Source organism: Luteibacter anthropi (genome assembly GCF_011759365.1).
GTDB classification, from domain to species: domain Bacteria; phylum Pseudomonadota; class Gammaproteobacteria; order Xanthomonadales; family Rhodanobacteraceae; genus Luteibacter; species Luteibacter anthropi.
The window spans coordinates 378,264-399,143 of the sequence record NZ_JAARLZ010000002.1 but is presented as its reverse complement, the minus strand read 5'-3'; the positions used below and the strand labels follow the sequence as shown (position 1 = coordinate 399,143).

Annotated in this window: 16 protein-coding genes; 2 read left to right on the top strand and 14 right to left on the bottom strand. The window is 66.9% G+C overall.

The features are described from left to right. Positions 1–28: 28 nt before the first annotated feature. Together HBF25_RS04350 and HBF25_RS04345 are read right to left on the bottom strand one after the other, a co-directional pair. On the bottom strand, positions 29–3,172 hold the full coding sequence (locus HBF25_RS04350; RefSeq protein WP_166946717.1) for an efflux RND transporter permease subunit: 3,144 nt from the start codon (positions 3,170–3,172) through the stop codon (positions 29–31). Between the two features lie 10 nt (positions 3,173–3,182). Next, positions 3,183–4,337 carry an efflux RND transporter periplasmic adaptor subunit gene (locus HBF25_RS04345; protein WP_166946716.1) on the bottom strand — a complete coding sequence of 385 codons (1,155 nt, stop codon included), beginning with the start codon at positions 4,335–4,337 and terminating at the stop codon, positions 3,183–3,185. Positions 4,338–4,471: 134 nt separating this feature from the next. On the opposite strand from HBF25_RS04345, the gene soxR reads away from it, so the two are divergent. Next, complete coding sequence (gene soxR / locus HBF25_RS04340; protein WP_166946715.1) at positions 4,472–4,933, top strand: redox-sensitive transcriptional activator SoxR; 462 nt, start codon at positions 4,472–4,474, stop codon at positions 4,931–4,933. Between the two features lie 15 nt (positions 4,934–4,948). Here soxR and HBF25_RS04335 read toward each other — a convergent pair whose 3' ends face one another. The 4 genes from HBF25_RS04335 to HBF25_RS04320 form a co-directional block, all read right to left on the bottom strand. Continuing rightward, positions 4,949–8,023, bottom strand: coding sequence for a sensor histidine kinase (locus HBF25_RS04335; protein WP_166946714.1), 3,075 nt, complete (start codon positions 8,021–8,023; stop codon positions 4,949–4,951). Positions 8,024–8,096: 73 nt separating this feature from the next. Beyond that, the gene (locus tag HBF25_RS04330; RefSeq protein ID WP_166946713.1) at positions 8,097–8,528 is read right to left on the bottom strand and encodes an Rrf2 family transcriptional regulator; all 432 of its coding nucleotides are present in this window, start codon (positions 8,526–8,528) and stop codon (positions 8,097–8,099) included. A gap of 17 nt (positions 8,529–8,545) precedes the next feature. Continuing rightward, positions 8,546–9,454: an NAD(P)/FAD-dependent oxidoreductase gene (locus tag HBF25_RS04325; RefSeq protein WP_166946712.1), complete on the bottom strand. Its 909-nt coding sequence runs from the start codon at positions 9,452–9,454 to the stop codon at positions 8,546–8,548. A gap of 82 nt (positions 9,455–9,536) precedes the next feature. After that, on the bottom strand, positions 9,537–10,262 hold the full coding sequence (locus HBF25_RS04320) for a 4'-phosphopantetheinyl transferase family protein (RefSeq protein WP_166946711.1): 726 nt from the start codon (positions 10,260–10,262) through the stop codon (positions 9,537–9,539). 61 nt (positions 10,263–10,323) lie between these two features. Here HBF25_RS04320 and HBF25_RS04315 point away from each other — a divergent pair, with 61 nt between their 5' ends. Further along, entirely contained in the window at positions 10,324–11,490 is a 1,167-nt protein-coding gene (locus tag HBF25_RS04315) for an acyltransferase family protein (RefSeq protein WP_166946710.1), read from the top strand. Positions 11,491–11,634: 144 nt separating this feature from the next. On the opposite strand, the gene HBF25_RS04310 is transcribed toward HBF25_RS04315, so the two are convergent. Genes HBF25_RS04310 through HBF25_RS04275 form a run of 8 tightly spaced genes read right to left on the bottom strand, consistent with a single transcriptional unit; the run spans position 11,635 to position 20,878 of the window. After that, the gene (locus tag HBF25_RS04310) at positions 11,635–13,740 is read right to left on the bottom strand and encodes a gluconolaconase (protein ID WP_166946709.1); all 2,106 of its coding nucleotides are present in this window, start codon (positions 13,738–13,740) and stop codon (positions 11,635–11,637) included. A gap of 60 nt (positions 13,741–13,800) precedes the next feature. Then, positions 13,801–15,213 carry an isochorismate synthase gene (locus HBF25_RS04305; protein WP_166946708.1) on the bottom strand — a complete coding sequence of 471 codons (1,413 nt, stop codon included), beginning with the start codon at positions 15,211–15,213 and terminating at the stop codon, positions 13,801–13,803. Continuing rightward, the gene (locus HBF25_RS04300; protein WP_284732851.1) at positions 15,210–15,524 is read right to left on the bottom strand and encodes an isochorismate lyase; all 315 of its coding nucleotides are present in this window, start codon (positions 15,522–15,524) and stop codon (positions 15,210–15,212) included. The genes HBF25_RS04305 and HBF25_RS04300 overlap by 4 nt, the downstream gene beginning before the upstream one ends. Before the next feature lie 4 nt (positions 15,525–15,528). Then, complete coding sequence (locus HBF25_RS04295; RefSeq protein ID WP_166946707.1) at positions 15,529–16,269, bottom strand: thioesterase II family protein; 741 nt, start codon at positions 16,267–16,269, stop codon at positions 15,529–15,531. Next, a complete protein-coding gene (locus HBF25_RS04290; RefSeq protein ID WP_166946706.1) occupies positions 16,266–17,873 on the bottom strand; it encodes a (2,3-dihydroxybenzoyl)adenylate synthase in 1,608 nt (535 codons plus the stop codon). The genes HBF25_RS04295 and HBF25_RS04290 overlap by 4 nt, the downstream gene beginning before the upstream one ends. Beyond that, positions 17,863–18,585 carry a VOC family protein gene (locus tag HBF25_RS04285; protein WP_166946705.1) on the bottom strand — a complete coding sequence of 241 codons (723 nt, stop codon included), beginning with the start codon at positions 18,583–18,585 and terminating at the stop codon, positions 17,863–17,865. Before HBF25_RS04285 ends, HBF25_RS04290 begins: the two co-directional genes overlap by 11 nt. A gap of 2 nt (positions 18,586–18,587) precedes the next feature. Then, positions 18,588–19,694, bottom strand: coding sequence for a Gfo/Idh/MocA family oxidoreductase (locus HBF25_RS04280; protein ID WP_208392403.1), 1,107 nt, complete (start codon positions 19,692–19,694; stop codon positions 18,588–18,590). After that, positions 19,691–20,878 carry a cytochrome P450 gene (locus HBF25_RS04275; RefSeq protein ID WP_166946704.1) on the bottom strand — a complete coding sequence of 396 codons (1,188 nt, stop codon included), beginning with the start codon at positions 20,876–20,878 and terminating at the stop codon, positions 19,691–19,693. Before HBF25_RS04275 ends, HBF25_RS04280 begins: the two co-directional genes overlap by 4 nt. Positions 20,879–20,880: the final 2 nt, after the last annotated feature.

Below are 20,880 nucleotides of genomic sequence, written 5' to 3'. Positions count from 1 at the left end.
GCGCGAGGCGCGCTCCTACAAAAGAAGGTTAGTGGGTGTGTTTCCAGGCGGGATGGCGGCCGAAGCGGCGCAGGGCCACGTAGAACACCGGGGTGAGGAAGAGGCCGAACAGGGTGACGCCCAGCATGCCGGAGAACACCGTGATGCCCGTGGCCGCACGTACCTCGCTGCCGGCGCCATGGCCGAGCAGGAGGGGCACCGAGCCAGCGATGAAGGCGACCGACGTCATCACGATGGGGCGCAGGCGAAGGCGACAGGCTTCCAGGGCAGCAGGGATCGTATCCATGCCCTGGATTTCCAGTTCGCGGGCAAACTCCACGATGAGGATGGCGTTCTTGCAGGCCAGGCCCATCAGCACCACCAGGCCTACCTGGACGAACACGTTGTTGTCGCCACCTGACAGCCACACGCCCACCAGCGCTGCGAACATGCACACCGGCACGATCAGGATCACCGCCAGCGGCAGCGTCCAGCTTTCATAGAGCGCCGCGAGCACCAGGAAGGCCAGCATGACGGCGAGCGGAAACACGATGATCGCCGAGTTGCTCTGGCTCACCTGCTGGTAGCTCAGGTCGCTCCATTCCAGCGTGATGCCGCGCGGGAGCACCTTGCCGGCGATTTCCTGGAGTTTCGCCAGTGTCTGCCCGGAGGACAGTACCCGCGCGTCTGCATCGCCGATGAGGTCGGCGGCGGGGTAGCCGTTGTAGCGAATGACCGGGTCGGGACCGTAGGTGGAGGTGACATCCACCATCGAACCCACCGGCACCATGGCGCCACGATTGTTGCGGGTATAGAGGTTGCCGATATCCTCCGCCGTCTGGCGGTGTTCCGTATCGGCCTGGGCCATCACACGGTAGACGCGGCCGAACAGGTTGAAGTCGTTGACGTAGACCGAGCCGAGATAGGTCTGCAAGGTATTGAACAGGTCGGTGAGTGCCACGCCCTGTGCCTTGGCCTTCACGCGATCGACCTTCACTTCCAGCTGCGGGATGTTGGCCTGGTAGGAACTGACTGGGAAGCCCATGCCCGGCGTGCGCGAAATCTCGCCACGGAAGGCATCCAGTGCATTCTGCAAGGCGCCGTAGCCGAGCCCCGCACGATCCTCCAGGTAAAGCGAATAGCCCGAACCGTTGCCGAGACCCTGGATGGGAGGTGGCATCAATGCATAGGCATAGCCGTCCTTGATCGACGCATACTTGCCGCTGAGTTCGGCGGCGATGTCCGCCGCGCCACGGTGGCGCTCCGCGAACGGTTTCAGGATGACGTATGACGCCGTCAGGTTGGGTGTATTGGTCTGCTGCAAGGCATTGAGGCCGGGGAAGGCCGCGAGCGTATCCACGCCTTCCACCTGGTGAGCCAGTTCCACCATCTGCCGCGTGACGGCATCGGTGCGCGACAGCGACGCGCCTTCGGGGAGCTTCGCACCGGCGAACAGATACAGCTTGTCCTGCGTGGGGATGAATCCGGCCGGCACGTGGTTGAACAGCAAGGCGGTACCCGCCAGCAAGACGGCATACACGCCGAAGACCACGCCACGCCGCCCCAGCGAGCGCGATACCGTGCTGCCGTAGCGCTCGGAATTACGCTGGAAGAAACGGTTGAACGGGCGGAACAGCCAGCCGAGGCTGCGATCCAGCACGCGGGACAAGCCGTCCTTCGGTGCATCGTGACCGCGCAGCAGTTTAGCGGCGAGGGCAGGGGAGAGCGTGAGCGAGTTGATGGCCGAGATCACCGTGGAGATGGCGATGGTCACCGCAAACTGCTTGTAGAACTGGCCGGTAACGCCTGAAAGAAATGCCATGGGCACGAACACGGCACACAGCACCAGCGCGATGGCCACGATGGGGCCGGAGACCTCCTTCATTGCCTGATGCGCGGCATCGCGTGGGCTGAGCCCCTGCTCGATGTTGCGCTCGACATTCTCGACCACCACGATTGCATCATCCACTACGATGCCGATCGCGAGTACCAGGCCGAACAGGGTCAGCGTGTTGATGGAATAACCCAGCAGGTACAGCCACGCGAAGGTGCCGACAACGGAGACGGGCACCGCGACCAGCGGGATGATCGATGCCCGCCAGGTCTGCAGGAACAGGATCACCACGAGCACGACCAGCACCACGGCTTCCAGCAGTGTGTGCTGCACGGCCTTGATCGAGTCACGCACGAACACGGTCGGGTCCCACACCGGCCGATAGGCCACGCCCGCGGGGAAGCTTTTCGACAGCTCGTCGAGCTTGGCGTAGACGGCATCGGCCACGCCGATGGCGTTGGCGCCAGGTGACAGGAAGATGCCTACGGCGGCACCGTTGGCGAGGTCATTGAGCGAGCGCAGCGTGTAGTCGCCCGAGCCCAGTTCGATCCGGGCCACGTCGGAGAGGCGGGTCACCTGCCCATCATCGCCGGCCTTGATCACCACATCGCCGAATTCCTGTTCGGTGCGCAGGCGGCCGCGCACGTTGATGGACACCAGGTAATCGGTGTTCTTCGGCGTCGGCTCGGCACCGAGCTGGCCGGCGGATACCTGCACGTTCTGCTCGCGGATGGCGTTGACGGCATCGGCGGCGGTCAGCCCACGCGACGCGAGTTTGCCCGGGTCCAGCCAGATGCGCATGGCGTAGTCACCGCTGCCGTACAGGCCCACGTCGCCGATACCGGGGATGCGCGACAGCTCGTCCTTCACATGCAGGTTGAGGTAATTGCGCAGGTAGACCGAGTCGTAGCGGTTGTCCGGCGAGGTCAGCATCAGGTACATCAGCGGCGTGGGCGACTGCTTCTGCGTGGTGACGCCGTACTGGCGCACCTCGTCGGGCAGTCGGCTCAGTGCCTGGCTGACGCGGTTCTGCACGCGCACGGCGGCGGTGTCGGCGTCCACTTCGGGAAGGAAGGTCACCGTCACGGCCAGGCTGCCGTTCGAGCCGGCCACCGACTTCATGTACATGATGCCTTCGACGCCGTTGATCGCCTCTTCCAGCGGCTCGGCCACGGATTCGGCGATTTCGCGCGGATTGGCGCCAGGGTAGGTGGCACGCACGACGACGCTCGGGGGTACCACCTCCGGGTACTCGCCCACGGGAAGAATCGGAATGGCGATGAGGCCGATGGCGAAGATGATGATCGACAGCACGATCGCGAAGATCGGTCGGTCGATGAAGAACTTGGAGAAATCCATCGCCGGCTCCTTACTTCGCGGCCTGGGCGACGGCGGCGCCGTGGTCCATGGGCTGCGGTTTCACCGCCATGCCGGGGAAGTAGATCTTCTGCGTGCCGGTGACGATCACCTTGTCGCCGGCTGCAAGTCCTGTCTGCACCACGCGCAGGCCATCCACGAGGCGGCCCAGGGTCACGTCCTTGCGCAGGGCCTTGTCGTCGGGACCGACCACATAGACGTACTTGCGGTCCTGGTCGGTGAGCACGGCCTTGTCGTCGATGAGCATGGCCTCGAATTCGTGGCTGCCTTCCATCTGTACGCGGGCGTAGAGGCCCGGGGTGAGCACGCGATCGGCGTTGGAGAGCAGTGCGCGGGCACGGATGGTGCCGGTGGCCGAATCCACGCGGTTGTCGAGGAAATCGACCTTGCCGGTGCGCGGAAAACCCTTTTCATTGGCAAGGCCCACACGCACGGCGTTCTGTTGGCGGCCACCGCGTGCGCCTTCCATGAAGCGCAGATAGCTCTGTTCGTCGCAATCGAAATAGACGAACACCGGGTCTTGCGAGACCACGGTGGTCAGCTCGCTCTGGTCGGCCTGCGCGAGGTTGCCCATGGTGAGCATCGCGCGACCGGCACGGCCGGCGACGGGTGCGCGGACTTCCGTAAAGCCGAGGTTGAGCTGTGCCGTGGCGACGGCTGCCTGCGCGGCGCGCACGTCGGCGGCGGTCTGGGCGAGATCGGCGTGGCGGCTGTCGTATTCATCGCGCGAGATGGCATGTGCCGCGATCAGCTTCTGTGCGCGTTCGTCCTGCGCCTGCGACAGGGTGGCGGCGGCGCGCGCACGTTCGAGCTGCGCCTGTGCGCTGTTCAGTGCATCGCGATAGGGCCGCTGGTCGATGACGAAAAGCACGTCGCCCGGCTTCACCTCGTCGCCTTCGCGGTAGGCGATGCGGTCGATGTACCCGGTGACGCGCGGGCGGATCGAGACGGTCTCGATGGCCGAGATGCGGCCATTGAACTCGTCCCATGTCTTCACGTGCCGGGCGACGACCGGGGCGACCCCCACCTCGGGCGGCGGCGGGGCCTGGGAGGTGTCGGCATGGGAGGTGCAGGCGGCCAGCAGCACGGCGAACGTCGTGGCCAGACCCACCCGTAGGGGCGGGAGAACAGGGGCGATGGGGCGCATGGCGGGAAGATCCTTCTGGCAAGCGGGCACGCACCGACGGGGCGTGTGACCCGCTGGCGTTGGCTTGGGATGGGTTGCTTGCCGATAGCGTAGGTGTTAAAGCTAACTTTAAGTCAAGCTTTATGGACGGAACGATGCGTTTCCCCAACGACCCTCTGCTGACCATCGGGCACGTAGCCCAGCGCAGCGGCGTACAGGCGTCGGCCCTGCGCTTCTACGAGACACGGGGGCTCATTTCCTCGGTACGGGCGGACTCGGGACATCGCCGTTTCCCGCGTTCCACGCTGCGGCGGATCGCCTTCATCGTGTTTGCCCAGAAGGTGGGCTTCACGCTGGACGAGATCGCCACCCAGCTCGCGCGCCTGCCCACCGATCACGTGCCCACGGGCGAGGACTGGCGGGCGCTCACCGGTGAATGGAAGGCTCGTGTGCAGCAGCGCATCGAGGAACTGCAGCGCCTCAATATCGGCCTGGACCAGTGCATCGGCTGCGGCTGCCTGTCGATCGAGCGTTGCATGCTTTCCAATCCGGGCGATCGCGGCGGCGGCCATGGCGCGGGTGCGCGCCGGTGGACCGGCGAAATGGAAGCGGAGTGAGGATTCGCAGGCGCCTCAGCGGCCGCGCGGACGGTGACCACGGCGATAGACGTTTTCCGCCGGCGCCTCCACCAGCAGTTCGGTGCCGCGGCCCGCGCGCGTCTTGATGCTGGCCCGGCCGCTCAGGCGGCGTGCGCGCTCCTTGATGCCGATGAGGCCCCAGTGCCGGGTGGTTTCGCCATCGGCCTGTTCCATGCCCTTGCCGTCGTCGCTGATCACCATGGTGAAGCGGGACGGGCCGAAGATCATCTCCACATACACGCTGCGCGCATTGGCGTGGCGCTGAACGTTGAGCAGCGCTTCGCGGCCGATGCAATAGAACTCGTCTTCGGCGAAGGGGTCCAGCGGTAGCGCGTCGCCATGCGTATGCATCGCCACGTTGACGCCGGACTCTTCCAGTTCCGCCGCGTAACGTTGCAGCCGCTGCGCCAGCGTGCCGGCGTGACCATGGCGCTCACGCAGGTGCTGTACGCGATCGCGTCCTTCGATCACCAGGTTTTCCGCGCGATCGATCGCCTGTTCCAGCGAGCGGCGACCGGGGTCGTCGTCGGGCAGGCGGTCCACGATGGTCTGGAAACGCAGGATCAGGCCTTGCGCGCCCTGGAGCAGCGTATCGTGCAGTTCGCGGGCGATGCGTTCGCGTTCGTCGTAGCGTTCGCGCAGACGGATGCGCAGCTGACCGGTCAGCCAGCGCACGCGCAGCCGGTGAACCACCCATCCGCCGAGCAGGGTGAGGGCCGCCGCCAGCAGCTTGAACCACGGGCCTTCGAAGAAGGTAGGTATCACCACCAGGGTGACTTCGGCCGGATCGCCCCAGTCGCGACCGTTGTACGAGGCCTGCACGTCGAGCACATAGGTGCCTGGATGCATCTGCGAATAGCGCAGTTCGCGCTGGCCCTCCAGCGAGCGCCAGTGCGCCTGGCCCGGCGTCATGCGGTAACGGAAATGCACGCCATCGGGGCGCGCGGGCGCAATCGCCGCATAGCGCACGCTGATTTCCCGGTGCTCGGGATCGAGCTGGGCATCGTGCACGGGAAAGGACACATCGCCCGCGACGATGTCGCGGATCACGGCAGGCGGCGGCAGCGGTGCGACGCCGACGCGTTTCGGGTCCAGCGCGGCGAGACCTTCCTCCGCGGCGAACCAGATGATGCCCGCGCGCGTTGCCAGCGCGGTAGGCATGGGGCGTACACGCTGCGCACCACCGGGAAGGCCGTCGTCTTCCGTGAGCAGTTCCAGGTCGAGGTGCTGCGCCGGATCGCCGGTGGCTTCGCGCAGGGCATCGACACCGACGTGGGCCACGCCACTTTCCGTATTGATCCACAGCGTGCCGTCGGCGCCACGGACGATACCGGTGGCCGCTTCGAGTGCGTGGGCCGGCGCGGTGGACAGGAATACGGCACGGTCGTCCCGAAGCACCGCGAAGGCGCGTTCCGAGGCGACCAGCAATCCATCGTCCAGTGGCGCCAGGGTCGTGATCGGACCCACGGCCGCCTTGCCCGGATGCACATAGGCCGAGATATGGTCGCCGCGCACATGCACGAGGCTGCCATCGGGATAGCCCAGCCACACATAGCCGTCGCCCATCACCTGCATGGCGGAGGGACTGCCGGACGGCAGGCCGGGAATGGCAGACGCCGATGTCCACGTCTTGCCACCGTCCCGGAAATAAAGCCCCTGTCCCGATATACCCAGCCAGAAGCGGCCGCTGCCGTCGCGGGCCATGGCATGCACGGCGCCCGGCATGCCGCTGCCGGAGGCCGGGAACGTGTCGGGGAGGGGATTGCCGTCGCTCATGTGCCAGAGCTGGCCGTGACCACCGAACCAGATTGATCCGTCGCGATCCGTCCACGCGGAGGAGACGGGCGCGTTGAAGCCTTCGAGTGGGCGCGGCGGCAGGCCCGGGCCGTCGATGCGCCACAGGCGGTCGGGCGTGTCACTGTTGTTGTCGGTGCCCACCCAGACATGGCCGGCGGTGTCTTCGGCCAGGGCGAAGAACACGTTCGGGTCGGGAAAGCGCACCGGGGAGAACAGGCTGTCGCGGAACAGGTCGACACCGCCCTTGGTGCCGACCCAGAGATTGCCGTCACGATCGACCATGGCCGTCATGGTCAGGTCGGACGACATGCCCAGCGTCGTGCCCGCGGCTTGCGCACGCAGCACGGAACGGGGAAGCAGGGTGGTGCCACGCTGGCCGAAGGTGGCGTCGCGGCACAGGCCGGCGTGGCAGTCGATGGTCCACAGGGCGCCGTCGCGATCGATCAGCGTGTCCAGTCCGTTGGCACGCCGTGCGCGCGCACGTGTGCGGGGCTCGCCCCATTCGCCCGGCATGGCGGCCACGCCACGTTCGTCGGACAGCCACAGCCGGCCATCGGCACCCACCAGCAACTGGAAGGCCCGGGTGTAACCCATGGCCAGCTGCTCGAAGCGGTGACCGCCGGCGCGCAGCACATAGATACGTTCGTCCGCGCCGATCCATACATCGCCGCGGTCGTCTTCGAACAGGCCATCTACACGCGCCGGCACGCCCCACGATGCATCGGGCGTGTTCCAGCGGGTGCCGTCGAAGCGGCGCAGGATGCCCCGACCGTTCGCCCACAGGCCGCCTTCGCCATCCGTCGCGAAGGCATCGATGGCAAGTCCGGCGGGCAGGCCGGCGGAAGCACCGTAGCGCGTGATGTCGCCTTCGCGCAGACGAATGGCGCCGCCGTTGGCCAGCGACACCCAGAGGTCGCCGCCTGCCGCCGCGTAAAGTGCCCAGGTGGCCGAGGTCTGCGCGGCGCCCTGCGGGAGCAGTTCGATGCGGGTGAAGTCGAAACCGTCGTAGCGGTACAGGCCGCTTCGCGTGCTGAACCAGATCTGCCCGTCTTCGGTCTGCGCGATGGCGGCAACGCCGACGGGTGCTCCCTGCGCGCGGTGAAAGGCGGTGTGCAGCAGGGTATCCACGGGCCGGCTCGGGTCGAGCGCGAAGGCCGGCGCGAAAGGAAACAGGAGCAGAAGCAGGCAGGCGGCCGACCGCCAGAGCGCGTGCGCGAACACGCGCCGACGCGAGGCGATGCCGCGTTCGCCGTCTGGTCGTGCTTCCTTCATTGCGCAATGATCCCACAGGCGTCTACCTGCGGCTTGTACGTTTCCGTAGCCTGGATGGTGCGAAACCCTGGTTTCAGCGCAGCGCCGCCACGCGCTTGTCGAAGCCTTCCAGGATGTCGGAGAGGCGGATCTCGGCGAAGCGTCGTAGCAGTCGTTCGCGGGCCTCGGCCAGGGTGCGTTCCAGGGCCTGGTTGACCTCCTGTTCCACCAGGCACTCGGGTTCGGCGTTGGAAAAACCCAGTGCGAACAGGGCGGGCGAATCGATCGCCTCGTAGACCTGGGCCAGGGTGATCTCCGCCAGCGGACGGTTCAGCCGCCAGCCGCCACCGGGGCCGCGCCCCGAGACCACGAGGCCGGCCTCGCGCATGCCCGCCATCGTCCGCCGCACCACGGCCGCATTGGTGCCGAGCATGCGACCGATCTGCTCGGAGGTGATGGCGGTGTCCTCGCTCGCCATATGGATGAGGACGTGGAGCATGCGCGATAGACGGCTGTCGTGTCTCAAGGAAACTACCCATGGAGTCAGGAGGTGGCGCCCTCCATCCCGAAGATGAGGGAACGGTGCGCCGCGACGCCGGCCCGGACGCCGTCGGCGACGGCAAAGGCCAGCGATCCGCCGGCACGCGCCGCATCGCCACCGGCGAAGACGCCGGGCACCGACGTGGCGCCCATCATATCCACCCTGATGATGTCGCCCACGGGCGTGTCATCGAAAGCGCAGCCCAGCATGCCGGGAATGGGGCTGGACTGGACGCCCCGGGTTGGCGCGAAGAGGCCGTCCAGCGTGACGATACGGCCATCGGCGAGACGCAGGTCGGCGCTGTCCGACTGCGCGAAACCCTCTACCGGCATTCTCTCGACGCGTACGCCGCGTGCATCGAGCAGTCTTGCCTGCTCCTCGTCCGGCTCCACGCCTTCCTGGAGGAAGATGGTGGTGGGACCCCAGTCGGGCAGCAGCGCCGCCAGGTGGAAGGCCAGCGGCGAGGTCGCCAGCAGGCCGATGGGGCCGCCGTGCAGTTCGTAGCCGTGACAGTAGGGACAGTGGAACACATGACGCCCCCAGCGCTCGCGCAGGCCCGGCAGGGCGGGCAGCTGGTCACGGATACCCATCGCCAGCACGAGGCGCGAGGCGTGCAGGGGGGAGTGATCCCTCACCTCGATGGCAAAACCGTCGTCGGTACGCGTGGCCGATGTGGCCTCGGCGTCCAGCCAGGTGACGGTGGGATAGCGAAGCAATTGCTCCTTGCCCAGTTCCGCGATCCTTGCGGGCGACTCGCCGTCCCGGGTCAGAAAGCCGTGGGCGTGTGCCGCCGGAGCGTTGCGGCGCTGGCCGCTGTCCACCACGAGCACGCGGCGGCGGGCCCGGGCCAGTTGCAGGGCGGCAGACAGGCCGGCATAGCTGCCGCCCAGCACGATAACGTCATGGTCCATGGTCGATCCTCATATTGAAACAACTGAAGATACGAAATCACGGAAACGATGTCGTGTCAAATGAAGTTACGAATGGAGCGTGCTACCAGGCGCAGCTCGTGAGCACGGCGTCCGGGCCGATATCCACCCAGTGCAGCGCATGGCTCTGGCCTGCCGGCAACGACGGCGCGAGGGTCACGGCTACCCGGGTTTCCATAGTGGCTGTGGCGGCATCGCAGCCCACGATGCGCAGGGCAGCGAAGTCGAAGAAGTGCCCGACCGTGGCGGCCGTGGCCTTGTAGAAGCTTTCCTTCGCCGAGAAGGCCAGGGTCAGCGCGTACGGCCAGCCGTGCGTGGCGGCCAGTGCCGCGAGGACGGCGTTTTCGTCGTCGTCGATGGCTACGCTGCGGATCGATGCCATGTGTTCCGGCAATACGATGCGCTCCACGTCGATGCCGATGCCGCGCACACCGGAAGCGTCCGGCAGTGCAACGGCGATGGCGATATCACGCGCATGCGACAGGCTGCCGATGAATCCCGTGGGCCATATGGGCGCGCGGTCGGCCCCGATGGGCAGGTCGTCGACCCTGCCACCCACCTCGCGCAAGGCGGCGAGCGCCGCACGGCGACCGGCGAGGAATTCTGCCTGCCGCTTGGGTACGCTGCGTACGATCGATGCGGGACGCACGATGCCATGGCGTACGAAGTCGGCCTCGCTGAAACTGGCGGTATCGAATGCAAGCGCGAAGGCATCGGGCAGCGCAAACGCGTGGCCTCCCAGCCTGATACGGGTGAATGCCGGCGTGTCGTGGCGCGTCACAGGGTCCATGCGCGCCAGCATAGCCGAGCCTGTGGGAAGATAAGCGGCCAAAGGGAAAGGGATACCATTGATGACGGTCGCCGCTTCGCCGCGCAACGTTTATGTCGACATGCTTCGCGGCATCTCGATCCTGCTCGTGATGCTGTTGCATTACTCGCTCACCTACCGGCTGCAGTTCAGTCCGTTGCAGCAGCTGGCGTCGGTACCGACGCTCCGGGCCATCTTCCTCAACGGCAATTACGGCGTCTCGATCTTCTTCGTGATCTCGGGTTTCCTCATCACCGCGAACATCGTCAGGCGGTATGGCTCGCTCGCGGGCACGGACGTGCTGCACTTCTACAAGCTGCGCCTGTTCCGCCTGTATCCCTCGGTGGTGCTGGCGCTGCTGGCTATCACGGTGCTGGGCGTGGCCGGGCTGGGCAGCTTTGCCAACGTGAAGCAGGGACAGGACCTGGGCAACGGTTTCTTCGTGGTCGCCGATCTGTCGGTGCTCACGTTCTGGCACAACATCCTCATGGCGAAGGTGGGGTACTTCAACTACGCCATGAACATCTACTGGTCGCTATCGGTCGAGGAGGTGTTCTACCTGCTCTATCCGCTGGTGCTGGTAATGGCGCGACGCAGCTGGATGCTCTTCGTGCTGGCCTGCGTGGCGATGGTCGTCGGGCCGTATTACCGCAGCATCCATAGCGACGATGAAGTGCTTTACCTCTACGGCAATCTCGCCTGCGTGGACATGCTGGTCTACGGCTGCGCGGCGGCCATTGCGGCTGCGCGCGTGAAGTGGACGCCCATGCAGCGCTACGTGCTGGCGGTGTTGTCGCTCGTTTTCATGGGGCGTGTGTACATGGACGGCATCCCGGGCAACGAGGCCTTCGGTGCGACGCTGATGGGCATCGGTGCGGCCGTGTTCCTTACCGCCGTGGCGACGTTGCCTGCCAATCGCATCATCGATGGCCTGGGCAGGCCGCTGGCATGGCTGGGGGCGCACAGTTACGAGCTGTACCTGTTCCATATCCTGGTGCTCGGGCTGTTGCGTGAAGTCATTCCCCGCACCGGTATGAGCCCCGGCATGAAGCTGCCGATGCTGCTGGGTTTCCTGCTGGTGTCCTCGCTCATGGCCTGGGTGGTGGCGAGGTACTACGGCGATCCGCTCAATCGCTGGCTGCGGGGCCGTTTCGCGTCGCGAAAGACAATCCGACAGCCCGTGCTCACGGAACCGGGTAACCCGGCCTGATTTCCACGATGCCCTGTAGGAGCGCGCCTTGCGCGCGACCCGGGTAGCGTGAATGGGCGGCTCGTTCGCATAGACCTGTCGCGCGCGAGGCGCGCTCCTACAGGGGGTTGCCAGGATTTATGGCTGCGGGTCTGTCGGCAGCGCTTATTGCACGATCAGTGGAACGTTCGCGTTGCGCGTGGCCTGGTTGCCGGTCCGGTCGGCTGCGACGATGTGCAGCGTGTAGCGACCGGGCGACAGGGCCGACACATCCCAGTGGCCTTCGCGCGCCACGCCCTCGCGCAACACGTTGGTAACCATGTACAGGAAGCGCGTGCGCGCGGCGCCGTGCACGGTTTCGCCGCTGTCGGGCGCGTAGATGACGCGGGTGGCTTCATCGTCGGCAGGCAGGCGGTCGAATACCAGGTTCATCCGAGGTTTCTCGAAACCCGGCAACGGTTTGCCGTGGTCGTCCAGCAGCTGGTAGCCGAGGGCATACAGGCCCAGGCGACGGCGCGGCAGGTTGTCGTCCACGTGGTCCCAGGCTTCGACGACGATGTCGATGGGGCCTGCGGTGCGGGCGATGGTGATGCCTTCCTTACCGCGTTTGAGTGCCTTGCCCGCAGGGTCGCGCAATTCCACGCGGTCGATCACGGGAGCGATGTGATCGGTAAAGCCGGTGAAGCCCAGGTCGATGGGATTGCGGCTGGCGAGGTTGCCGTCGAGTTGCAGGTGGGTGTGCGCCATGGCGTTCACGGTGCCCAGCACGTCGCCGGCACGTAAACGCGTACCGCGACGCACCTCCACACGACCGGGCTTGCCATCGTCGCCGGGCAGCAGCCGGAAGCGGGATGCATCGACGACGCGGCCGCTGGCATCGCGACCCACGCGCATGTGGATGTAGTCGAGGCCATCGAGGGCCAGTCCCTCGTGAAGCTTGCCGTAGCCCCAGGTCGGCAGCGGGTCGCTGACCTTGCCGTCCGCGATGGCGAGCACCCTGGCGCCCACGTCGGCGCGCACGTCCACGCCCAGGTGCAGATGATCGCGGCTTTCGCCCTTGTCGTTGCCACGGACTTCGCCGGCCACGCCAACGATTTCATGCCAGCCGTCCTGCGGTGCTTCGGGCCAGCGGCCATGCGTGACCGGCAGTGGGCCATCGGGAGCGGGACCCACCGGTGCCGGCACGCCGGGACTATCGTCGACACGGTAGACGCGGGCGGCGGCCGCGTCGGCAACGATGAGCCCCGGACTGGCCAGGGCCACGCCGGCAGGGCGCGACATGCGCTGGGCATCGCTGCTTCCGGTCACGACCGTGAGTCCGCCATCGTGGGCGTAACGAAGCAGGGCGCCGTGAGAGGCCTCGGTGACGTAGAGGGCATCCTTGTCCGCCACGATGCCGAGTGGATGACGCAAGGGCGCATCCCGGTCCTTCGGGTCCGAGCGCACCAGGGTGGTGACGCCGCCGTCGCCTGCAATATGACGGATGGCAAAGTTCACGGTATCGGCTACCCATAGCGATCCATCCGGATCGATGGCGACCGCGCAAGGAGTGTCGAAGCGTGCCTGCGTGGCCGTGCCGTCCTGGAAACCGGGCACGCTGCCGGCGACGGTGGTGACCATGCCGTCGGTGCCGATGCGGCGGATGCGATGGTTGTAGGTATCGGCGACATACACGTTGCCTTGCGCATCGACCGCCACGCCGACAGGGCCGTTGAAGCGCGCATTCGCCACGGGGCCGTCTTCATCACCGGAGCCCTTGCCACCGGCCAGCGTCGTTACCGTGCCATCGGTGGCGATGCGGCGGATTGCGTGATTACCGGTGTCGGCGACGTAGATGCGTCCGGCGTCGTCGATGGCCAGGCCGGAGGGCGTATCGAAACGCGCGACGTTCGCCGGGCCATCCGCGTAGCCGCTGCCGGCACCGGCGAGCACGCTCACGTTGCCTTGTGCATCGATGCTGCGGATGCGGTCGTTGCTGCCGGCATCCGCCACGATGATGCGGCCATCGGGCGCAACGACCACGCCCCAGGGATCGGCAAAGCGCGCCGCGTGGCCTTCGCGGAATCCGGCGACACCATCGCCGGCAAGCAGGCTGAGTCGTGCGGGAAGCGTGCGGAAACGGGGTTCGGGAGCACCGGCACGCACGGGCGACGTGGGTGCGGAAACGTCGGCAACGGGTATCTGGCGGTAATGCTCCACGAGATAGCCCCCGCCGACGGCGATGGCGAGTACACAGATAACGAGCAGCAGCGACTTGGTGTGCCTCACCATCGAGAGTCCTTCCGAATGATCCGTGGGAGCATAACCGGAAGGGGCGGGCGACGGGATGGCTCAGATGAGGCGGACGGCAGGCACTCCGCGAGCCGGGCCATGCGCCAACGTCTCGCGCATCTGGCTGAGTTTCAGGCAGGTCTCCATGTATTCGGCGGCCGGGTCCGAGCCCTGCACGATGCCGCACCCGGCGAACATGCGGCAGCAATCGTCGCTGACCAGCGCCGAACGCAGCGCCACGAGGAAATCGCCATGACCGCTGCCATCGAGCCAGCCGACAGGCGCGGCGTACCAGCCGCGGTCAAATCCCTCGTGTTCGCGGATGTGCTGCATCGCCTCGGGGCGCGGCAGGCCGGCCACGGCGGGTGTCGGATGCAGGGCATCGAGCAGGTCGAAGAGGCTCGTGCCGTCGCGCAGCTGGCCATGGATGGGTGTGCACAGGTGCTGGATACGCGGAAGCCGCTTCACTTCGGGCATGGCGGGCACATCCAGCGTCGTCGTGAGCGGCGTGAGCGCATCGACGATGGCTCTTACCACCAGTTTGTGTTCGTGGCGGTCTTTCGCGCTGTCGATGAGTGCGCGTGCCAGGGCGAGGTCCGCGGACTCGGATTCTTCCCTGCGGATGGAACCGGCCAGTGCGTGGGTCTGTAGGCGGCCGGCGTCCACGCGGACGAGGCGCTCGGGTGTTGCGCCGAGGAAGCAGGCATGGCCCCGGGCGAAAGCGAACACATGGGCGTTGTGGGCGCGGTCGCTCAGACGCTGCACGAGGGTGGCCACCGGCAGGTGGCCGGCATGGCGCTGGCAGGCTTCGCGTGCGAGCACCACCTTGGAGAAGCGCCCCTCGTCGATGGCCGCCAGGGCATGCACGACCTTGCGCTGCCAGTGCTCGGCGGGCAGTTCGATGGAGTGCAGGGGTGCGGGCAGGGGATGGGCCGTCGATGGTGCCAGCTCCGAGACCTCCAGCCAGGTCATGCAGGCTGCGGCTTCGCTGTCGGCATCTGCGCCGGGCTGCAGCAGGCGCTGCACGATCAGCCGGTGTTGCCGACCGTCGCTGGCAAGGATCAGCGACGGCACGGTGAGGTCGGCGCAGCCGAAGTCACGCCAGTGCGCATCGGCCGGCGTCACGGCGTCGAAACGGCAGCCGCCTATCGCCAGGGGAGCCTGGTTGCCGTGGATCACTGCACCGTCGATGAGTGCCTGCCAGTGTGCAGCCATATCGGCGAAGCGCTGTGCCCCCGTCGCCTCCAGGCTCGCCACGCGCCCATGGCCACAGAGCACCAGGTGCGGTTCGCGCGCCCTCCAGTAGAAGGCGTCCGCGTGATGGTCGTGCCAGCGGGCAAACAATTCTACGGAAGGAGCGGTATCGATCGGGAACGTGACCGTGGCAAGCACGGCGCGGTCGCGACTCGCCGCATGCTTCACGGCCTCGGTGAAGGCTTCGCGCAGGGCATGGCGACGTGGTGGCGGGCTCATGCGAGCCCCCGCTGCTTCCTCCAGTAGGCGATCTGGCGGCTGATGTACCAGGGGATGATGCGTTCGTAGAGCTCGATGGCGAAGTCGCCGTCGAAGCCGGCGTCTTCGGCCCACTGGCGACGCTCCGGCAGCATCACGGCCACGCGTTCCGGCGCGGGTATGTCGGCTTCGCTGGCCTTGAAGTACGACGCACGTTCGACGTAGCGCATGCGCAGGGCCAGCGCACGGATGATGTCGTGATCGATGCTGTCGATCGCCACGCGGATATCGTCCAGGCACGTAGCCTGCTCGGGGGGCTTGATGTCGGTCACGAGGTCACCTTGTGCGGAGTCGGGGCAGCAGGCGCGCCATCAGCGCTTCCGGTTGCCGTTGCAGGTAGAAATGGCCGCCGTCCACCTCGTGCAGGGTGAGCGGCTGAAGGGTGAGGTCCTGCCAGGCCAGCGCCTCGTCGCGGGTGATTTCCCCGTCGTCGACGGGCAACAGCACCTCGATGGGCGTTGCCAGGGCAACGGCGATGGGCCGGCGGTAGGTTTCGATCAGGCGGTAATCGGCGCGCAGCATGGGCAGGAACAGCGCGCGCACCTCGGGGTCGTCGAGCAGTGTGGGCGACGGGCCTGCCATGCGCCGTACGTCGGCAATCAGGCCGTCGTCATCTTCCAGGTGCAGCGCGCTTTCGCGCTGGCGGTGCGGCGGCGGATGTGCGGATGCGAAGACGCCCGCCGGTGCCATGCCCTTTCGTTCCATGCGCAACGCCAGTTCGTAGGCGATGCTGGCGCCCATGCTATGGCCGAAGAGGTACAGCGGCCGGTCGGTGTAGGGCGCGATGGCCTCGGCCAGGGTGTCGGCCAGCGGGGCGATATCGGTGGCGAAGGCCTCGGTGTAACGGTCCTCGCGCCCCGGGTATTGCACGGCAAGCAGGTCGATATCGTCGGGAAGATGGTCCAGCCAGCGCCGGAACGCACTGGCGCTGCCACCGGCATGCGGCAGGCACACCAGTCGTGCGCGTGCTCCGGCGCCATGCCGGAAGCGGCGCAGCCATGCATCGTTCGGCTTCATGCGCTGGCGCGCTCGCTGATGTGTTGCGCGAGCGCGCGACGGTTCACCTTGCCGAACTTCGTGCTGGGGAAGGATTCGAGCACGACCAGGCGGTCGGGGAGCTTGAAGGCCGCGACACCGAGCGTGTTGAGATGGGCCTTCAGTTCGGGCAGCGTGGGCGCGTTGCCGCGCGCGAGTACGCAGGCGCAGGTGCGCTCGCCGAGCACGTCATCGGGGATCCCCACGATCGCCACGTCGAGCACGGCCGGATGCGAGAGCAGGAGATTTTCCACTTCCTCCACCGGCACTTTCTCGCCGCCACGATTCACCACGTCCTTGTTGCGGCCTTCGACGATCACCTCGCCCGTGGGAAGACGACGTACGACATCGCCGCTGCGGTAGTAGCCGTCGGCGGTGAAGGCACGCCGGTTGTATTCCTCGGCCCGCCAGTAGCCACGCAGGGTATAGGGGCCGCGTACCTGGAGTTCGCCGGTTTCGCCTTGCGCCACTTCCTGGTCGTTCTCGTCAACGATGCGCAGCTCGTCGTCGGGACTCAAGGGGCGGCCTTGTGTGTTGACGACGCGCTCGTCGTCATCATCGTGGCGGGTGTAGCAGAGCAGCCCTTCGGCCATGCCATACACCTGCTGGAGCCCGCAGCCCAGCGTGGGCTTCACGCGCGCAGCCACCTCGGGATTCAGGCGCGCACCGCCGACCTGTAACCAGCGCAGCGAGCCCAGGTCCGCATCGTTCCACGTGCGGGCTTCGAGCCACAGCAGCACGAAGGGCGGAATCAGCGCGGTATCGGTAATGCGTTCGCGTTCGACGAGGTCGAGTGCGGTATCCGGGGCACTATCGGCGCACATGACCACGGTGCCGCCGGCATGCAGCGTGCCCAGCAACCCGGGACAGGCCAGCGGGAAGTTGTGCGCCACGGGCAACACGGCGAGATAGCGGCTGTCTTCGCCCAGGCCGGCGACACGGGCGCTTTCTCGTGCGTTGTAGTGGTAATCGTCGTGTGTGCGGGGAATCAGCTTGGGCAGGCCAGTGGTGCCTCCGGATAGCAGAAGCACGGCCACATCGCCCGGCGCCGGACGGGGCAGTTCGACGGGCTCGTCGTCCAGCGTGGCAAATGACGTGAATTCCGCGGCATCGCCTACGACGAAGACGTGCTCTATCCCGGGAACGCGTTCGCGCACGGTCCGTGCGAGCGTCCGGTAATCGAAGCCCTGGTGGCGTTCGGCGATGGCATAGGCCTTGGCCTGCGACAAGGCAGCCAGGTGCACGATCTCGTTCTCCCGGTGTGCGGGCAGCGCCAGTACCGGAATGACACCGCAGCGCTGCAAGGCAAAGAACAGTTGGGCGAACTCGGCGATGTTCGGCAACTGCACCAGCACCCGATCGCCCGGCAACAGGCCCAGGTGGTGGATGGCCGTCGCCATGCGTGCTACCCGGCGGTCCAGTTCGGTGTAGCTCCAGCGTCGTTCGCCATCGACGATGGCGGTATGTCCATGACGGTGCAGCACGGCATCGCGCAGCAGGTCGTCGAGCGTACGGCCCTGCCAGTAACCGTGTTGGCGATAGCGGGCCGCCAGTTCGTCGGGCCAGGGAGTGAAATCAGGCGACATGGGTGGTTCCGGTGGGGATCGTGACGGGGATGGGCCGGATATCGGCACCGTGGCTCAGCGCAGCGGCGCAGGGCAGGCGCAGGCCAGTGAGTTCGATGGCTCGCACGGCGGTGATCGCGCCGGGTTGCAGGGCAAAGCCCGGGTCATCGCCGATAAGGCGGCGGATGGCCGCTTCGTCGGTGTCCCGCACGCTCATATGCACGCGATGCAGGCCGGTGGCGCCGTTGGCGTGATCGGCTACGGCAGGGTGCTGCGGCGGATCGTACGCGGACACCAGAAAAGGCAGCCGGTCGTTACGTGGATACGCGAACTGGAAGCGGATGCGTTGACCGTCCGGGCGCTTGCGCTCCCAGCGCACGGCGCGGCCCATGGGCATGCCATCGGCTCTCAACGCCTCCACGGTGCTGCGCAGATCCAGCGCATCGACCTGCAGGGCGACATCGCAGAAACCCTCACCGCCCCGGGGCCAGCGCAACATGCGGGCGCTGGAACCGCGCCCGGCCATCAGCTCGATCGGCCATTTGAACCAGTGCGCGTTGGCAGGCGTGGTGAGCAGTTCGATCACCGGACCATGGGTGAACCAGATGTGCGCGTGCTTGGCGCGCTCGGGCGACGTGGCGTAATCGACACGAAACCCCAGCTGGCGAAAATCCGCGACGGCCTGGTGGAGGTCGGATACCCAGAGCAGGACATGGCTGCATGGGAAGGTCATGGTCAGGCGGGCTCCATGGAGGCAATGGCACCGGTGGCGGCGTGCAGCAGTTCGACGGGAACGGCTTGCGGTTCGTCGGGACGGATCAGTGCAGGCATGCCCAGTCGCTGGCTGGCGTCGTTCCAGGCTTGCGAGACGTCGATGGCCCACGCGGCGGCGGTCCGTCGTAACACCGGGGTTTGGATGGATTCGCGCAAGCCGTGCAGGGCCACGAGCACGGCACGTGGCCAGGTCTCGGCGAAGGCGTGGTGCCAGGTGTCGCCGGGTGGCGGCCCGAGAACCGTCGTGGATGCCGTGGCGAGTCGTCCGGTGCCGGGGCCGGCCATGCGCAGGCGACCATCGTCCGAACGCGGTGCGTGCAACCGTGCATGCCAGAGCACCGGGCCGTGCAGTTCGGGCAGGGCAAGCACCCCGCCATCGAAGCCCATGCCGACCTGGCCGAGCAGCAGGGAGTGGTTGTCCGGGTCTTCCGGATGCACCGCGTTCTGCACGCGCAGGCAGAGCGGTATGCCGCGCAGGTGACCATGCAGCGTGGTGATCGGATGTGCCGGCGCGGACGCCGGCTCGCCGAAACTCCATGGCCGCATGCCGCCGACGGCGCGGCCGGCGAGATCCAGCAGCGGATACAGCATCTGGCTATTGCAGGTGATGTCGATGTAATGCGGCGTCTGCCTGTCCCTCAACACACTCGCGGCGGCCAGGAAGCGGCGCACCGGAGCGAGGTTCGGATGCAGGGTATTCACCGCATAGGCCGCATGGCCCTGGCGTGCAGACTGCAGGCAGGCGGCAATGTCGCTGTGGTGTACGGGGTGTTCCTGCAGGACATGGATGCCGCGTTGCAGGAAGTGCCGGGCCAGTTCGGTGCCGGGCCCGCCTGTCGCGCCGGAGCGGACGACCACACACACGATGTCCGTGCTGTCGGGTACATCGTCGATCCGCGTATACAGCGGCACCCCGGCCTCCTCCGCAAGCGCGCGCGACGTCGTTCCGCCACGCGCGAGGATGCCTGCCAGCCGGAACGCCGGGTCGCCTTTTGCCAGGGCATCCAGGTAGATCCTGCCGAAGCCGGTACCTGCCACGACGACATCGAGGGCGCGCGTCGTGCTCACCAGGTCACCGGCATGCGGGTGGGGCCACGGAAGAAGCTCTGCGTCTTCCAGCTCACCGGCCCGGCAAGGCGTAGCGTGGGCAGGCGCTCCAGCAGGGCGCGCAGCGCTTCCTGCAATTCCACGCGGGCCAGGGTCGCACCGACGCAGGCGTGCATGCCGCAGCCGAAGGCGAAGTGGCCGCGTGCATCGCGGTCCAGGTCCAGTTCCTCGGGCAGATCGAATCGCCGCGGATCGCGATTGGCCGCACCGATGGAGGCGAACACCGGCTCGCCGGCCTGCACCAGCGTCTCGCCGACCTGCACGTCTTCCATGGCGTAATGCACGAACATCGCTGCGGAAGCCAGCGGTACGAAGCGCAGCAGTTCCTCGACCGCGCCTTCGATACCCGCCGGATCGTGGCGCAACCGTGCATAGGCCTCGGGATGCTCCAGCAGGGTATGCACGAAGTTGGGGATCTGCGAGGACGTGCCTTCGTAGCCTGCGACGAGGATGGCGATGCACAGGGGCACCAGTTCCTGTTCGCTCAGCCGGTCGCCATCGTCGTGCGCGGCCAGCAGCGCCGTCATCAGGTCATCGCGCGGCGCGGCACGGCGGGCTGCGACCAGGCCCATGATGTATTGCGCCAGTTCGCCCAGGTGGCGCTGGGTCTGCGCGGCCGTGGAGGTGTCGGTGGACAGCAGCGAGTCGTTCCAGATGCGGAACTTCGCCTGGTCTTCTTCCGGTACGCCAAGCAGTTCGCAGATCACGGCGATGGGAATCGGCAGCGCGTAATCCTCGACGAGATCGGCAGGCGCACCCCTGGCGAGCATGCGCTCGATCAGGCTGTGCGACAGCGCATGGACATGCGGGCGCAGTTGCTCCACGCGACGCTGGGTGAAGGCCTGGGTGACCAGTTTGCGTATGCGGGTCAGGTCCGGCGGGTCCATCATCACGATGCCACCGGCGACGCGCGCGAACGCGCGCGGGACATCCTCGCGTCGCGTGGCTTCCGAGCGGCTGAAGCGCTTGTCGGACAGCACCAGGCGGACATCGTCGTATCGCGTGGCGAGCCACGCCGGTTCACCAAAAGGTAGACGGATGCGGATGAGGCCGGCCTGGGTCTGCGCGTGCCGGTAATCGTCGGCAAGGCGCAGGTCTTCGAAACCATTGAACGGGTAGGCGAGGGGCATGAGTTCGATCGACATGG

What these genes read in the sequence shown, in the direction of transcription:
- HBF25_RS04350 (WP_166946717.1), bottom strand. Translation starts at nt 3,172, where the DNA reads ATGGATTTCTCCAAGTTCTTCATCGACCGACCGATCTTCGCGATCGTG.
- HBF25_RS04345 (WP_166946716.1), bottom strand. Translation starts at nt 4,337, where the DNA reads ATGCGCCCCATCGCCCCTGTTCTCCCGCCCCTACGGGTGGGTCTGGCC.
- soxR (WP_166946715.1), top strand. Translation starts at nt 4,472, where the DNA reads ATGCGTTTCCCCAACGACCCTCTGCTGACCATCGGGCACGTAGCCCAG.
- HBF25_RS04335 (WP_166946714.1), bottom strand. Translation starts at nt 8,023, where the DNA reads ATGAAGGAAGCACGACCAGACGGCGAACGCGGCATCGCCTCGCGTCGG.
- HBF25_RS04325 (WP_166946712.1), bottom strand. Translation starts at nt 9,454, where the DNA reads ATGGACCATGACGTTATCGTGCTGGGCGGCAGCTATGCCGGCCTGTCT.
- HBF25_RS04320 (WP_166946711.1), bottom strand. Translation starts at nt 10,262, where the DNA reads ATGGACCCTGTGACGCGCCACGACACGCCGGCATTCACCCGTATCAGG.
- HBF25_RS04315 (WP_166946710.1), top strand. Translation starts at nt 10,324, where the DNA reads ATGACGGTCGCCGCTTCGCCGCGCAACGTTTATGTCGACATGCTTCGC.
- HBF25_RS04310 (WP_166946709.1), bottom strand. Translation starts at nt 13,740, where the DNA reads ATGGTGAGGCACACCAAGTCGCTGCTGCTCGTTATCTGTGTACTCGCC.
- HBF25_RS04305 (WP_166946708.1), bottom strand. Translation starts at nt 15,213, where the DNA reads ATGAGCCCGCCACCACGTCGCCATGCCCTGCGCGAAGCCTTCACCGAG.
- HBF25_RS04295 (WP_166946707.1), bottom strand. Translation starts at nt 16,269, where the DNA reads ATGAAGCCGAACGATGCATGGCTGCGCCGCTTCCGGCATGGCGCCGGA.
- HBF25_RS04290 (WP_166946706.1), bottom strand. Translation starts at nt 17,873, where the DNA reads ATGTCGCCTGATTTCACTCCCTGGCCCGACGAACTGGCGGCCCGCTAT.
- HBF25_RS04285 (WP_166946705.1), bottom strand. Translation starts at nt 18,585, where the DNA reads ATGACCTTCCCATGCAGCCATGTCCTGCTCTGGGTATCCGACCTCCAC.
- HBF25_RS04275 (WP_166946704.1), bottom strand. Translation starts at nt 20,878, where the DNA reads ATGTCGATCGAACTCATGCCCCTCGCCTACCCGTTCAATGGTTTCGAA.